Consider the following 16,060-nt stretch of genomic DNA (forward strand, 5'->3'; position numbering starts at 1 on the left):
TCCCATCCTATTTAATTGCACTGTCCACCATACCTTTGATAAAGTATTTCTGCAGACATAAATATAAAGTGACGATTGGTATAATACCCAACAATGCGCCGGCCGCCGCTGCTCCCATATTACTCTGAGTCTGGGTGAAAAAGCTGGCAACTGATAAGGTCACTGTCTTTAACTGAGGTGATTGCAGGAAATACAGGCTAAACATATAATCGTTCCAACAGCTGACTCCCGTCATAATCACAACTGATGCAGTCACCGGCTTAAGCTGGGGTAAAATAATTAAAAAGAATATCTTCAAACGCGGGCAGCCGTCAATTGCCGCTGCCTCGTCTAAAGCAGTTGGTATTGAAATCACAAAATTAGTATATAGAAAGATACTGGTTGGCAGGGAAAATGTAATCAGGATCAGGATTATCCCCCAATAGGTACTGATACCTCCTATTTTCCCCATAAGGCTGTACAGCGGAACCAACAGGCTCAATGCCGGCACCATCATCATTCCCAGCATAAAGGTACGCATTCCCTTATTCAGTCTGGTCTGGTTCCTGGCAAGCGGGTAGGCTGCCAACGCCCCAATAATTGTAATCCCGATAATTGATCCTCCTGTAATAATGATATTAGATAAGATACTACCCAAAATCTTACCGTATCGTATTGCTTCTTTAAAATTATCCAGATACAGATATCCGGGCAGCATCCATCTGGAACTGGTGTCAAAAGGACTTTTCATTGCTACCCCAATCATGATATAAAATGGTATCAAATGAAAGGCACAGATGAGGATAGCGACAATGGAACTAATCCGAAATTTACTCTTAATCTTTTTTTCCTTCATCACATATCCACTTCCTTCCGGTTAAAATATTTCATAAACAAGATGCTGATCAACATAATCAAAACAAAAGAGAAGATACCAATCGTAGAAGAATATCCGGCATTTTGACCTCTGAAATAAGTGTAAGATACTAAAGTTGCCAGTGAATGGCTGGCAAATCCCGGTCCTCCGGCGGTTAAAGCCTGAATAATATCAAACAGCTTCAATCCACCAATCAGGTTTAACATAACGGCACTGGTAATCGCCGGCGTAAGCAGCGGAAGGGTAATATAGCAAAACCTCTGCCAGAAGCTTGCACCATCCAGCTTTGCTGCCTCATAATAGGATGTGGATATTCCCTGAAGACCGGCCAGATAAATAATCATAGCAACGCCTACAAACTGAATGGAGTTGATAAATGTTATCCAGCCTACTGCTGTCTTACCATTGGCAAGCCAGTCCTTTGCTTCCATACCCAAAAGCATCACAAGGTCGTTTAAAGCACCTCCATCATATTGAAGAATGAAATAATACATATATCCCATAATTAATGGCGCTACCATTGCAGGTACATAGATAATTGCCCTCGCCAGATTCTTCCCTTTAAAGTTCCGGTTTAAAAAAACCGCATATCCAAGTCCGATGATATTCTGCAGTAATGTACTGCCAAATCCATAAATTAAACTGTTGATCAGCGTAGACCTGATATGAGGATCTTTTAATAAAGTAATATAGTTTGCCACCCCGATGTTTTTAGAATTCTGTGAAAATCCATCCCAGTTAGTGAAAGAAATCTGAACTCCTTTCAAGATCGGATAGATAACAAAAATTCCAAACAGCAATAATGCAGGGATATAATATATATTTATAATGCTGCGTTTCCATTTTTTCATGATTATACTCCTAACTGCGTAATATGGACTCAAGTAGCCAGTACGTAAAAGTGCTGCTGCACTTCCTGAAACCTGTTTGCAGCAGCACTTTTACCTTTACTGTTCTAATTTAGCCAAATAACTGTCTTTCATTGCTGTACAGGCATTTTCCACTGCATTTGCTTCATCTGCCAGGATAGAAGCACCTGTTACACACATATCATCCCACATGCCGCTTGGTAAATATTCACGATCAAAATAAGGGAATACACGGCAGCTTGCCATATATTTTTCAAGATCTGCCTTTACGATACCGGTATCACTCTCTACTCCGTCAAAGCTTGCCGGTGCTCCGTCTGATGATGCTACTTTTGCCATATTCTCATCCTTCGCAAAGTAGCTCAACAATTCCAGAGCAGCGTCTTTATTCTGTGAGTCTTTCCATACCCCGATTGCAATTCTTTCTCCACCAATCAGTGTACGTTCATCCGATTCGCTATTAGAAGGCACGCTCATCATTCCCACATTAGCATTTGGATTTAAGGATAACATCTCATTGATAGCACTATTTCCGTAAAATTCAAAAGCAACTTTATCTTCTGCCATAGCCTTCATCGCAGCATTATAATCAGCGGTCAGACAATCTGTGTTAAAATATCCTTCTGCTTTCCAGTCTGCCATCATCTGCGCTACCTCAGACCATTTAGACCAGTCAAATGTTCCGTCCTTCAAAGCTGCACGGTCATTGCTTTCTTCGTTTGTAATATAGAAGGAAGGTGCTGCAAAATCAAAGAATTGTCCGATCGTCCAGCTATCTTTCCCACCAATATGTACCGGTGTATAACCTGCCTCTTTAATTTTTCCAAGCGCTTCCTTAAATTCAACCCATGTTTTAAGATCATCAACCGATACTCCTGATGCATCCAGGACAGTTTTGTTATAGACAATACCTGCAATATCCACATCCACCGGCAAACAGTAGAAATTATCGGTCTTAGGATCTACTACAATCTGCTTTGCCGATTCAGAAAGGCGAGATGCCCATTCCTGGTTATTCAGCGGCTCTAAATATTGTCCGTATCTGGCAACGCTCCATCCATGTGTCGTCCAAAGATCGGGAAGCTGATTTGTCGCCATTTTTGTTTTCATCAGTTCCTCATAATTTGCTCCCGGAGAACTGTATTCTACTTTGGCACCCGTTTCCGATTCAAACTGGGCAATCACTTCCTCCATAGCCTCGCTCTGCACTCCAGCAATATTACTCATGAAGCTTAATGTAATTCCTTCATATTTTTTATTTCCTGCTTCCTCTGAACCTGTGTCCGATTTTGCAGATTCTGTTTCTTTGGTTTCGCCGGAATCTTTTTGTGTTTCCGCTTTTTGTGTTTCCGCTTTTTGTGTTTCCGCTTTCTCCGTAGCTGCTGACGTTTCCGGTGCCTTTGTCTCCTCTGCCGGTTTTGATGAACATCCTGTCATCAGAGATACTGCCATACATGCTCCTAGCAAACAACTGATTACTCTCTTTCTCATACTTTCTCTCCTTTTTCTTTTTATTATGTTTTGTTGAGTTTTTGTTATATCGAAAGTATATCAGATGTTCTCATTGTTTCATATGTCATAAATTCAATCTGTAAGCGTTCTTTTTTATGCATATTCATGATTCACCTATCTTTTTTCTAATTTTTATGTATAATATCCTATATAAGCTTTACAGCTTGTTTGAAAATTGATTTTAGCTGTCAATGATGCTGAAATACATACATTTTATCGGAGGTTATTATGAAATCGATATATAATTTTGGACATAAACTTTCTTTTATCTATATGATCAGTATCGTATGCCCCTTTTTATTAGTAGCAATCGTATCTTCCCTGTTTTTCTACCGCACTTACCAGCACGATACTTACGAATTAAATTCAGCTCTTTTGACTTCTACAGCAAATAATGTAGAAACATATCTCAAAGAGTTAAATGCCCTTACAACAGCACCTTATGCATACGAGGAGCTTATGAATTACATGATAGAAATGGGAAAAACAGAATCTGAGATCGACACATATCAAAAATATAAAATGGAGCAGCAATACATACAATCCATCAGCAAAATTATTTACTTAAATCATGATGATATTCTATCTATCATTTACATTCCTTTCACTTCAGATCATGTCAGTTCCGATACGGCTGTTGTTTTGTCTAAAGGCATATCCGATGCTACTCCTCTGGAAGAAGCAATTCTGGCAAATCAAGCCTGGCAGGAAGCTGTTATGGCCAAAAACGGATCTTCTTATTTTAGTTATGCCGATGATCTTACCTACGATGAGTCACCCCTCCTTTCCAACAATTTGTTTTTCTCCGCAAGCCGTCTGCTTAGAGACGGAATCAGCAAACAACCCGTTGGAATCTTCAGGGTGGACGTGTACGATAAAAACCTACAGAAAATCTTCCAGAATCTTGACCTTGGGGACGGCGGCAATCTTGTACTGCTGGATGAAGCCAGGCACATAATTTACAGCGCCAGGGATGTTACGGATAGTATATTAGAGAAACTAAAAGATAAACCGGAAAGGCTGGTGGATGATACATATTACACTGCACAATATTACGAATTGCCAAGTGCAAACTGGACACTGGTTTCCCTTTCAAGCGAAAAAGACTTAAATCAAATTTCATCTACTATTATTCTGTTCTTTACGATCATTACCATCGTATTCGTTATAATATCCCTGGTAAGCTATCGTTCCAGTTCCCGCTCCATGGTAAGAACTATTAATCAGATCCTGCATGTGTTAGAGAACGTGGAAAAAGGTGATCTTTCTACTAAAGTTACAGTAAAAGGAAATGATCAGCTTGCTATCATCGGAGATGCTATTAACCGGATGGTGGATCGACTCGAGGAATATATTAACCGGGAATATGTGTCTGTGATCCGAAGAAAAGAGATGGAATATCTGGCACTGCAGTCTCAGATTAATCCTCATTTTTTATACAATATAATGAACAGCATTTCCATTATGAATACAATGGGAGAAAAAACAAAGGTACAGGAGACCATTTCTAATCTCACAAAACTTATGAGATACTCATGTCTTCCGGAAAAAGATAGCCGGCTTTCCAAAGAGTGTGATTTTCTGGAACAATATCTACAGCTGCAAAGCATCCGCTTCAGTGACAGGCTGAAATATAAGATCAGCATTGGAAAAGAATGCCAGCATTGCATTATTCCTAAATTCCTGCTTCAGCCTCTGGCAGAAAACAGCATTGTACATGGAATGGAACCTTACGATATCCAGGTAATCATCTCCATAAAAGCATATATTTTCGATAATATGCTGCATATAAAAGTAGCAGATAATGGTATCGGCTTTCAATTCGAAGATATTGCATGCCAGGAAAGCGTAGGTCTTGGTAATGTCAGGTCCCGTCTCCTGCTTTTTGATCCGGACAGTACCTTTACTATCAAAAGCTCTGAAGAATCCGGTACCGAAGTTACCATCATTCTTCACGCAAAATATAAATAGAAACTCTGGAGGAAAACCAATGATTATTTTAATCGCTGATGATGAAAATCTTGTAAGAATTTATCTAAAAAAGATTATTAAGGATATGAATATTGAGGATTCCATCATATTAGAAGCAAAAAATGGAAAAGAGCTGGTATCCATTTGCCAGAATTATCAACCTGACCTTGCTTTTGTAGACATTAAAATGCCCGTTCTAAACGGCCTGGATGCCATACGCAATGTAAAGTCTGATTGCCCGGACACAAACTGGATTCTTCTAACCGGATTTTCTGAATTTGAATACGCCATAGATGCCATTTCACTTGGAGTAAAAGAATATCTGCTAAAGCCGGTGGAAGTGGATGCTATGATTGAAATTATCAACCATACAAAAGAACATTTAAAACAGAAAAAACTGGACTATAACCACTACTTTGAACTGCAGGTAACCAGTCTGTTCAATGCATATGGCATGCCCTGTGAAGAAGAAAAGCTGAAATTATCCAAAGATCAGCAGTACTTTGCTTTCTTATTTACAGAAAGCCGTTTTTTTAAGAATAAAGAAAGCAGCCTGCTCTACCGCACCATACTGCCCAATCTCCACCAATGGCTTTCCACATGGAACACTTCACAGGATCAATCCGCTCTGTTCTGCAACTCCAGCGGTACTCTATGCCTCGTAATCCGTTCCACGGATACTCAGGCTGCACGTATCCGTAATTATCTTGGAAAACTATTGCCTGATCTTGGTTCCCAGGATTCTGTAACAGTTTTTTACTGTCAGAGTACGAAAGGAATCAAATCCCTAATTGCAAAATGCGATACATTGCAGGATGATCTGCCGCTTGGCATCTGTCTGAAAAAGTGTGCAATATATCCCAGCCGGGATTTAGAAAGGATTAAACAGATTCCTTATATATCAGAAGGTATCTCTTTGATTACAGGACTTGCGGAATCTTATTGTGATAAAGATGAAATACGCTATAACCGTTATCTTGAAAAAATGATAAACAATGAGCCTTTACAATTGATATTTAATAAGTTTCAAAAACCTATCCTGGATTATACTTACCAGACATTGGGACTGTCCTCTTCCAATACGGATCCGTACGCTGTTTTCTGCGAAAAGCTAAAGAACCAGGCTCATGCCATGTATCGCCAGAATCCGGTTACTTCAACAAATCTGGCTGACAGGATCAAGGAATACATACAGCTTAATTATGCCAATGATGTGAGCATTATCTCCCTTGCTGATACCTTTAATATAACGCCAACCTATTTAAGCAAAGTATTTCACGAAAAAAACGGTGTGAAACTGATCGATTATGTCAGTGATGTAAGGATACTGAATGCCAAACGTATTATGTGTGAAAATCCGGATATTCTGATCAAAGATGTTACCTTACTGGTTGGCTATTTCAGTACCAGGCACTTTACTAATGTATTTCTTAAAAATGTAGGGATTTATCCTTCAGAATTTCAAAAGAGAATCAGGTCCGGTGGTGTTCAGTCCTTATAAGTATGGTTTATAGTATCAAAAGTCAATTTGCGTAATATCCACCTGTACCTTCTCTGCTGTATTTTCCAGAAATAAAACTCTGCAGAAACACGAAATAAAATGTGTACCCGCAGAGTTTTTTCTTTCGGTTTAATATACATTTTCTGACTAATATCAGGAATTTCTACTTGCATGAGGCTCCAGCCTGTACATCATATAGAGATATGTTCTCAATAGTTCCATCGACATTTATTCAAACTGCTTAGAATTCTCTTCATCAGAACATCATTAAAGAAATGTGCGTTGTAGTAGTTTTAAAATTCATTCCTGCCATCTGCACGCCCCACTTTGCGGCATATTTGCCCCGAATTCAGGTTGCGTAGCCCGCTACGCGACTTCATCCGGGACAAATCTACCACAAACTGTGACGCACATCTGTCAGAAAGCAATTTTCAAACACACTCAAGAACTGTGACTCCTTCTCCAATTGGTTTTCGGCATCCATCCGGCATAATGAACTCTCCAGTTAACCCTTTTGGTATATTTACCCTATACCTTCCTTCGCACTTGCAGAAGTCAAAATTTATATTGCCCCTTGGAGTTACTACACTACCTGCTATATCATCTGCATAGTCGAGATTTGGCTGGATCAAAACAGTCTCCCACCCTGGACTTCCCATCTTGATACCTGCAATACTTCTGCTAAATTCAAAAAGTGGTAAGGCGCTCCATGCATGGCATTCACTTCGTCCGTTTTCAGGCTCTTCCGGGCAAGTTGTACAATCCCACTCAATCAGGCGTTTCCATTTCTCCATAAATCCTTTCGTTAGATAATAGTCTCCAACCCACTCAAATGCCCTGAATAATTCATAAGAGGTAGAAAAAGAACACGGAAGAATATTTGGATAATCAAGTGTTTTCTTCAGTATAATACTTCCTTCTTTTTTGGTAACCATTCTATTCAAAATGGCCCAAGCCTGTGCATGCTGGCTATATTCGTCAGTATCTGGACCTTCTTTATATAAACCATTCTTTTCATCCCAGCACAACTTCTGAACTTGAATCAATACATTCTGTTGCCGCCGTGTGTATTCTTCTGCCATACCATATCTTCCGGTAATTTCGTTAATGCGGGCACCACATTTTAATGCGTACGCATACATCAGATTGATAATCGTTGATGGTCCGGTTAATGCAGCCGTTGGAACCCCCATATTATCTCTCCAGGCTTCCTGCCAGTCAACAAATTGCCAGTAACCAAGATGTTCCACTAATCCTTCATTCCCAATATGCAGCTCGTAGTACGATAAAATAGAATCAACATCAACCCGGTAACGCAGTAACTCTGTTATATCTTTTGTATGTAGATAATATTCTTCCAGCATATAAATAAAATGTAAGGAAAATGTCGAAATAATTTGTGGAAATACACTTGGATATTTCCCTTGAATTAATCCATCCGGAATCATTGAATAATGGAAATCCTTGAGCGCTTTCTTTACCAGTCTCACATCACTGCTCACCGAGTAGGTAAACAGCGCCTGTAACCGGGTATCCATAATAAACTGCATTTGTTCATAAAAGGGACAGTCCATATAGGTTTCCATCATGCAATTTTGCAGTGTACGAATACACATGTCCCATAATCTTTCAATCCAGATTGTCGAGGATTTAATAGTAGATTCAATCATAAGCGGGTATCCCGTTCTATACATCTGAGGAAGATAAAGCTGTACTTCTTCTTTAGCGGTCTGAACCTCGATACAAATAAATCGAAAGGTCTTCACCCAAAAAGGCTCATAAGTAAATAATTGACCCGGTAAAATTATTTGGTGCGTTTCTCCCCGGAGTTCTCCGTTCTTATAATCTGTCCTTTTTATTTCACTTCCTGCTGCACTATATTTCTCACTATATGTAATACGAACTTTTGCTCCGGTTCCCTTTGAAAACTGAAATTTAAGATAGGCATTCGTATGCTTCTCTGCATCAAGAATTATTTTCTGACAGCTGTCAGGCTTTATCAACATGCATTTTTCTCGTACCAGAAGCTCCGGATTGCATTTTTCTGTAAACAACTGCTGTTCTTCATAAAGCAACGGTATCTCACGCTCCTGTATTCTGAAAGCACCATAAAGACCCACCTTTTCCATCAACCCATCCGCTTTTACCAGCCCCCATCTAAGCGGTTCTGCCCATCCTTTGCTATCAAACTGCTCCGTCTTCCATCCTAAAGGGTGTTTTCTAAAATCAATATTTTCTATAACAGCCCCCAGATTCATTGTTATTTCATCTGATTTCAAATAAAAACTACCATCTAGATATACCCGCCAGGGTGCTTTTCCCGTCGTCAGATCTACATCATTTCCTTTCCCGTAAACCTTCCCCTCTACTGCCAGTAAATGCCCTGCTGGCAGCGATGATACTGCAAATATAGGAGCACGTTCCTGATATTGGTGTGATACTGCATTAGGATCACAAAATAGCACCTGAACTGCCAGAATATTTTTACCGGTCTTCATATATCTGGTAATATCCACAGTTTCATAATACTGTCGGTTACGATCTCCTTTACAGGGACCAGATAATACTGAATGACTGTTGACCCACAAGCGGTATCTGGAATTAGCGGTTATATTAATTACCGCTTTATCGATTTCTCCACTCTCAACTACGCATCGATAATATGCATAACGTCCATTCAAATCTCCATGCAGAATATTCCATCTGCGTTTCTCACTCATTGGTATCCCCAGCCACATTGCTTCTTTCCATTCTAACTTTTTATCCATCATTCTTGCTCCCATACTCTGTTGGCCTCACATTTGTATACATTTTAAAAACTCTGCTAAAATAAAATTGATCACGAAAACCTACCATTAGAGCTACATCTTTAATTAGAATATCCGGGTCTCTCATGAGAATCTGTTTTGCTTTTTCAATTCTTTTTGATGTTAGATACATATTAAACGACTGATTGGCATATTTTCTAAAAATATAACTCAAATGACTTTGTGACACATGGAATTCATTTACAATTGAATGTAATGAAACATGCTCTGCCAAGTGACTCTCCACAAAACGGCAAACAGATTCGAAATACTCAGGTGTATCCAATTTTCCTCCTTCTTTCTCTTCTTTAAACAGAAAATCACAGATATTTTGAAATAACTCCTCTATACTTAAAGAATGATACAATATCTCATTCAGGAGATATTCACTATCATTGTTATAATAACTACAGCGGCAAATTTTTTTGATCGCAGTTTCTACCTGTACTTGCACAACTCGACGTTTTTCAAAACTTAAACACAGTATTTTAAGCTCTGCTTTTGCTTTAATATATTGTTTTTTACTTAAATAAAATACAATCTTCTGTATTCTGTCCTGCTCTTCCTCATTAATATCAACCGGTTCTTGTTGTTCTCTAAGAACAATATTTTGACTGATTCCACAGATTAAACATTGTTGCAGTGTCTTATAAACTTCACCAATTGATGTCATCATCATATCGATACCGAAAGCTCTTGGAATTTCAACAATTGTTAAAAACCCCTGTTCCTGATAAAATTTCTCGCTGCACTTCTTTATTATTAATTTCAGTTCTCTTTTTGAATTCAAGCAGCTCTTTGGTAACAGATAAAATGCTTCCTCCTCATCCCTGGCATATAGAAAGTATGAACCATAGATATTAGTCACTACTTCTGCATTTTTATTATCCCGAAACTGAGCAGGCAAATGATTTCTTCGCAACAGAAATGCATAATATTCTTCATTTCCAAAAAATCTCTTAAGTTTTTCTTTTTCCACTGCGATTCCCTGACATAAGTCCTTGAACAGCTGTTTCTTCTCGCTGAGTTCCAGATTTTCCAACATTTGAAAAAGCCTTACCATAATATTTGTAAATTCTTCCGGATCCACGGGCTTTAAGATATATTCAAAAACCTGATTGGTAATCGCTTTCTTTGCGTATTCAAATTCTGAGTAGCCACTTACAATAATGAGCTGAATATCCCGATTTCTTCTTCTTATCTCTTCAATTAGCTCCATTCCACCTATACCAGCCATCTTAATATCAGTAATTATCACATCTGCTCCCGAACGCTCAAAAACTTCAAGGCACTTTTCTCCGCTTTTCGCTGTTCCCACTACTTCAAAGCCTGTGCATTTTGACTCAATAATCCCTTGGATATATTCGATTGCTGCAACCTCATCATCCACTAGTATTACTCTATACATTATTTATCCTCCTGGCATATCTTCACAGTCACTAATGCACCGATGTCATTATTTTCTATATTAAAACTCAATCTTTCTCCATATATCAGAAAAAAGCGCAGATAAGTATTTACAATTCCCATTCCTCCAATTTCAAACCCAGGCTGGCTGCATAACAGTTCATTACGAGCTTCTTCAATTTTCATTCTAACATTCTTTAATTTCTCTTCTTGAAATCCACAGCCATCATCCTGAATAGCTAATAACCAACCATCTGTTAACTTTTCACCCCTAACCACAACATTCATCTTAGATCCGCCAAAACCATGTTTAATGCTGTTTTCAGCGAGTTGCTGTAATCCAAGTTTGGGGATCATCATATTTTCCATATCTTTGTCAATCATAAATTCATAAGTAAAATCTTCTTTAAACCTCTCACGTATCAGAAAGAAATAATTTTTGAGATACTGTATTTCCTCACTTACAGGGGCTTCCCGTTCCCGTGTATTAGTGGAATAGCGTAAAATGGCACCAAGCTTGCTGCAGATGCGGCAAATCATGTCATCATTCGCTTTCATTCCCCGGTTTGCTATAATATTTAACACATTGAAAATAAAGTGCGGATTAACACCCGCCTGCAACGCATCAAATTGAGCCTGCATCTGCAGCTTCACTGCCCTATTTTCAAGTTCCAGTGAATGATCCAGCCGCTTCAGCAGATGATCAAATGATTTTCCGAGAGATTCAACTTCTTTAATATTTGAATGAAAAACAAAAGGGTCTCTGAGATTTTCAATATCCTTCTTTTCAATTAAATCCGATATCTCAATAATTGGTTTCGTTAAATAACGGGTTGAAAGCTGAACAAAAATCAGAATAACGATAATAAATACCAGGATAATAATTACATCCGGATACGATGCCATACGTGCCTTTGATTTAAGTATCTTACCATCAGCAAGAACAGACGCTTTGATTCCTGTCAAAGATGATGAAAAACTATTAATAATTTCCTGATCATTGCTGTTTTGAATATTATCAATCAGGGGATTCCCCTGACTATCGTGAATAATATAACTTATGTCATCTGGCAGTTCCAGCTTTGTAATGTCATATTCTACCTCAATATAAGTACCTTGATATCCTTTGACTTCCTGTACCATGGATATGACATGTTTATTACTGTCATCCCAATTACTTGGATGAACCGAACGAATTATCCTGCCCTGTTTCTTATGTTCAGTCATCTCCTGATAATTTTGTTCCTTTAATTCAGATTTCACAAATTCTTCATTCAGTTTACCTGATTTCGTTATAGCTGTCCCATCTTTGTTGAATACAATTACATTAGAAAAATTACGATTGAGATACCACGCCCCCAAATTAATGCGTATACTTCTAATGGCTTCTGCCACATCATATTTCTCTTCAGGACGTTTATTTTCAGATACTAGTATCTTCATGCCGTTAAGAACATCTATATCAGATAAAATAAAGCTTATTGCAAATTCCATCTGTTCCACCGCCGTATTCATCTTGTTACCAATCTGTTCCGCCTGCTTTTTTAGTACCTCCTGTTCTTCCTTTTCATATACTTGAATTTTATGGTTATAGTAAAAACTAAATGATATCACTGCAATAATAATTCCCATTGCTGCAAAGAGGAAAAATACCTTCCGGCTATATTTCATATCATAACCTCCTAATTTAACCTAAGTATATCGGAAGATTCAGCTGCCTGCAATCATCCTTTTACGGAACCTGCCACCATTCCTTCTACAATTCTTCTATTAAAAATCAGAAACAAAATAAGCATAGGAACTATAATTATAATGATATCAGCAAACAATAAATTGTATGAGCTCTGGAAAGTTCCTTTATAATTAAATAAGGTTAACTGAACCGTGGAATTTTCATAACCCGGAAGAAAATATAACGGATTTGTAAAATCATTAAATACTGTTACGGCATTTAAAATAATCACTGTTGCCGTAACAGGCTTAAGCAGCGGGAAAATAATTCTAAAAAACACTTTCCATGATGAACATCCATCTATATAAGCAGCCTCTTCAAGTTCGACCGGAATTGTTCCCACAAAACCACGATACAGCATTATTGTAAACGGAATTAATAGCGAAGTTTCAATCAAAATCATTGCAAACATTGTCTTGTAGATATGAAATATTTTAAGCAGCCAAATCGTTGGTAAGATGGATGGCGGCAGCATTAAGCCAATCATGACCATCAGATTAGCTATTTTAGTCATGCCGCTTCTTCTTCTTTGTATCACGTAGCCTGCCATCGAGCAAAAGAAAATGAGTAAAGTCACTGCTCCCAGTGTTAAAATTGCACTGTTCTTAAATGCCATAACAATTTGGTAATTGTTATTTGTGAACACTTCAATATAATTCTGAAAATGCAGTTCCGTCGGCAGAGAAAAACTCAATCTGTTAGCTTCAGGTCTGCTTTTTAGAGAATTAAACAGCATAAAGAGAAAGGGGAGGACAAAAATAAACGTTGCCATGAAACATCCGATACCTTCTTTTAACCAGCATATCTTATACTTTTTCATAATTGTGCCTCCTTACGGTATAAATAGCTCTGCAGCGGTACTGCCAATACGATAATCAGCACTAGCATAATCACATTGCCTGCTGTTGAAAGTCCATAAAAACCACTGACATACTGTTTGTATACTATTGACGCTAACGTATCTGTTGCAAATCCAGGACCACCACCTGTCATAGACCATATCAGATCAAAACTTCGAATTCCCCCAATAAACGATAGAATTATTACAGAATTTCTGGCACTTGCAGATAACGGTACGGTGATATACCTCATCTTCTGCCATTTATTGGCTCCATCAATCTCAGCAGCTTCATAATAGGTACGATCGATTGACTGTATTCCAGCAATATATATAATTACTGCAACACTCAACCCTTTCCATATATCCACTAAAACAACAGAATATAATGCAATATCCGCATTTCCCAGCCAATTCACGCCAGCTAATCCAAACAACTCTATTATTTTATTAATCATACCTTTTGTTGGATGCATCAAGCTGCTAAACGTAATCCCAACTGCAATAGTACTAACAAGATTCGGAAAAAACACAGCAGATCGAATATATGTCTTGCTCTTTAATCTTCCTGTTAAAAATAAAGCGATAACAAATGCCAGCAAAACTTTTGTACCACTCGTTAGAATAGAATAAATAAGTGTGTTTTTAATTCCTATCGATAAAGATGAATCATCAAAAAACATTTTATAATTATCAAATCCACAAAATGTAGCCGTGTCAAAGTTCCAAACCGTCATACTATAGTAAATAGATATAACAGTTGGAATCATAAAGAACACCCCAAATACAATCATTGCCGGCAGTAAAAATTTATGTGAATACATTTTTTCCTGTTTCATGCTCAATTCCTTTCTGCTTTAAAACAGGCTGTGAGCCTTATTATTCAAGACACACAGCCCATATCCTTTTGCTATTCGCTCCAATCCAGTCCCAGCTGTACAGCTTGTTTATAACAATCCTTATCATATTTCACAGCTGCCTCCTGACCAGTCACTTGTCCGTTAGCTACTTCAACACATATAGATTCACATCCCGGTCCCTTCACTGGTGTTTCATATTCCTGCGCCAGCGCTGTTCTCCCCTCGTCAAAATACGCCTGCATATCTTCTTCTACCGCTTTAAAAGCTTCCCCTTTTGATGCATATCCAACGACGCTGTAAGGACCTGTTGGTAACTGAATTTCACTGTATGCATCCAGGGCTTCATTAGATATGTAAAACTCAAGGAATTTTACCGCTGCATCTATTTTGTCACTGTCCTTGCTTACATATACTGCATTTGGAGGCCATACAGTCATTCCGTTTTTATCTGCATCATCACCAGGAACCGCAAAAAAACCAATCTTGTCTACCACATCTTTACCGTATAATGAATAAATATTAGATAATGCCTGTGTTTGCATAAAATAATGACACCCTTCTCCTTCGGCCAGCATCACACATCCATCATCATAGGTAGCCACTGCATAATCTTCATTGTAATAAGGAATAATATCTGCATATTTTTCAAAACTGCGGACTGCTATTGGTGTAGTTGCATATTTCGCTTTTCCAGATTCAAATTCTTTTGAAAAATCCGGTTCTTCAGCAGTGATATTGTAATAATCCGCCAAAAATACCAGCTGGCTTGTCCATGAAGAGCCAAAGGTTCCTATCACTGCAGTTTCTTTTGCTTCTTTTAGTACTTCACAATTCTGTAGGAACTCATCCCATGTTTTCGGCACTTTCAATCCGTATTTCTTATACATTTCTTTGTTGTAAAGAACCCCTCCACCCATTGATGCAGACTGAGGTATTCCATATACTGCTTTATCTACTGTCACAGAACTCTTAAAAGTATCCTCCATTCGATTCATCAGGTTTTCATAGGTACTTATATCAATGAAATATTCCGAGGGATTCAAACGCTTCATAAGACTTCCAGAATTATAAAATATCAAATCGGGTGCCTCACCGCTGGCCAGCAGCGAACGCAGGGTTGTCTCATCTGCATCGGAATACGGCTGAGCCACTATTGTTATCCCCATCTGCTCTTTCGCCATCTCTGCCACTACCTCAAAAGCATCCGGTACAAAACTGGTAGGATATCCTACTGTCAATGTTACTTCTTCTTCATTTTCAGTATCTGGTCTATCCGTTTTCTCAGTGTCTTTTCCCTTATCTGTAACCTCCGTCGTCTTAACTGTTCCCGTATTACCACCATTGTCATTTCCACAACCTGCCAATGCAGTAACTGTAATAATTACTGATGCCATAACTAATGTTACTAATTTCCTTTTCATATAATCCTCCTTTAACATGATACATCGATGTGTACTTTGTAGTGCTATTCTAGATGATTATTAAAACTTTTGCCATAGAATTTTAAAGGAAGTTGCATGTAAAATCCAAGGATAATTTTTAATACAGAACGTACAATGGAATGTGTTTTAAAATTGCTTCTGACATCATGCAGATGGCAGGTATGAATTTTCAACGCGTTCTATCCGCACTTAATCGAAATAAGCCAAGTATCATATTGATACCCGGCTTTATTTCTCATGTTAGAAAACATATTAATATTGCATA

12 protein-coding genes and 1 pseudogene are annotated in these 16,060 nt (G+C 38.2%); 3 read left to right on the forward strand and 10 right to left on the reverse strand.

The window, feature by feature from the left end; genetic code table 11:
• Positions 1-7: 7 nt before the first annotated feature.
• The 3 genes from CD03_RS0115675 to CD03_RS0115685 form a co-directional block, all read right to left on the reverse strand.
• Complete coding sequence (locus CD03_RS0115675) at positions 8-835, reverse strand: carbohydrate ABC transporter permease (protein ID WP_027294465.1); 828 nt, start codon at positions 833-835, stop codon at positions 8-10.
• Entirely contained in the window at positions 835-1,707 is an 873-nt protein-coding gene (locus CD03_RS0115680; protein ID WP_027294466.1) for a carbohydrate ABC transporter permease, read from the reverse strand. Before CD03_RS0115680 ends, CD03_RS0115675 begins: the two co-directional genes overlap by 1 nt.
• Positions 1,708-1,803: 96 nt before the next feature.
• Positions 1,804-3,216, reverse strand: coding sequence for an ABC transporter substrate-binding protein (locus tag CD03_RS0115685; RefSeq protein ID WP_027294467.1), 1,413 nt, complete (start codon positions 3,214-3,216; stop codon positions 1,804-1,806).
• Between the two features lie 249 nt (positions 3,217-3,465).
• Between CD03_RS0115685 and CD03_RS0115690 the strand changes: the two genes are divergently transcribed.
• Both CD03_RS0115690 and CD03_RS0115695 read left to right on the forward strand, forming a co-directional pair.
• A complete protein-coding gene (locus CD03_RS0115690) occupies positions 3,466-5,208 on the forward strand; it encodes a sensor histidine kinase (protein ID WP_027294468.1) in 1,743 nt (580 codons plus the stop codon).
• Between the two features lie 19 nt (positions 5,209-5,227).
• Positions 5,228-6,709, forward strand: coding sequence for a response regulator (locus CD03_RS0115695; protein ID WP_027294469.1), 1,482 nt, complete (start codon positions 5,228-5,230; stop codon positions 6,707-6,709).
• A gap of 256 nt (positions 6,710-6,965) precedes the next feature.
• On the opposite strand, the gene CD03_RS39970 is transcribed toward CD03_RS0115695, so the two are convergent.
• Positions 6,966-7,028 (reverse strand): hypothetical protein, encoded by a 63-nt coding sequence (locus CD03_RS39970; RefSeq protein ID WP_442969738.1) that lies wholly within the window; start codon positions 7,026-7,028, stop codon positions 6,966-6,968.
• Between the two features lie 15 nt (positions 7,029-7,043).
• Here CD03_RS39970 and CD03_RS39975 point away from each other — a divergent pair.
• Positions 7,044-7,102 (forward strand): annotated as a pseudogene (locus CD03_RS39975) (DUF6783 domain-containing protein); the annotation flags it as partial.
• Positions 7,103-7,140: 38 nt separating this feature from the next.
• On the opposite strand, the gene CD03_RS0115705 reads toward CD03_RS39975, so the two are convergent.
• The 6 genes from CD03_RS0115705 to CD03_RS0115730 all read right to left on the reverse strand — a co-directional run bounded on the left by CD03_RS0115705 (position 7,141) and on the right by CD03_RS0115730 (position 15,774).
• On the reverse strand, positions 7,141-9,492 hold the full coding sequence (locus tag CD03_RS0115705; RefSeq protein WP_081820258.1) for an alpha-L-rhamnosidase-related protein: 2,352 nt from the start codon (positions 9,490-9,492) through the stop codon (positions 7,141-7,143).
• Complete coding sequence (locus CD03_RS0115710; RefSeq protein WP_027294472.1) at positions 9,470-10,924, reverse strand: response regulator transcription factor; 1,455 nt, start codon at positions 10,922-10,924, stop codon at positions 9,470-9,472. The genes CD03_RS0115705 and CD03_RS0115710 overlap by 23 nt, the downstream gene beginning before the upstream one ends.
• Positions 10,924-12,594: a sensor histidine kinase gene (locus tag CD03_RS0115715; protein WP_027294473.1), complete on the reverse strand. Its 1,671-nt coding sequence runs from the start codon at positions 12,592-12,594 to the stop codon at positions 10,924-10,926. Before CD03_RS0115715 ends, CD03_RS0115710 begins: the two co-directional genes overlap by 1 nt.
• Positions 12,595-12,647: 53 nt before the next feature.
• The gene (locus CD03_RS0115720; RefSeq protein WP_141728679.1) at positions 12,648-13,475 is read right to left on the reverse strand and encodes a carbohydrate ABC transporter permease; all 828 of its coding nucleotides are present in this window, start codon (positions 13,473-13,475) and stop codon (positions 12,648-12,650) included.
• A complete protein-coding gene (locus CD03_RS0115725) occupies positions 13,472-14,332 on the reverse strand; it encodes a carbohydrate ABC transporter permease (RefSeq protein WP_027294475.1) in 861 nt (286 codons plus the stop codon). The genes CD03_RS0115720 and CD03_RS0115725 overlap by 4 nt, the downstream gene beginning before the upstream one ends.
• Before the next feature lie 71 nt (positions 14,333-14,403).
• Positions 14,404-15,774 (reverse strand): ABC transporter substrate-binding protein, encoded by a 1,371-nt coding sequence (locus CD03_RS0115730; RefSeq protein ID WP_027294476.1) that lies wholly within the window; start codon positions 15,772-15,774, stop codon positions 14,404-14,406.
• Positions 15,775-16,060 lie beyond the last annotated feature (286 nt).

The sequence above is a fragment of the Robinsoniella sp. KNHs210 genome, assembly GCF_000686105.1.
Classification (GTDB): domain Bacteria; phylum Bacillota; class Clostridia; order Lachnospirales; family Lachnospiraceae; genus Robinsoniella; species Robinsoniella peoriensis.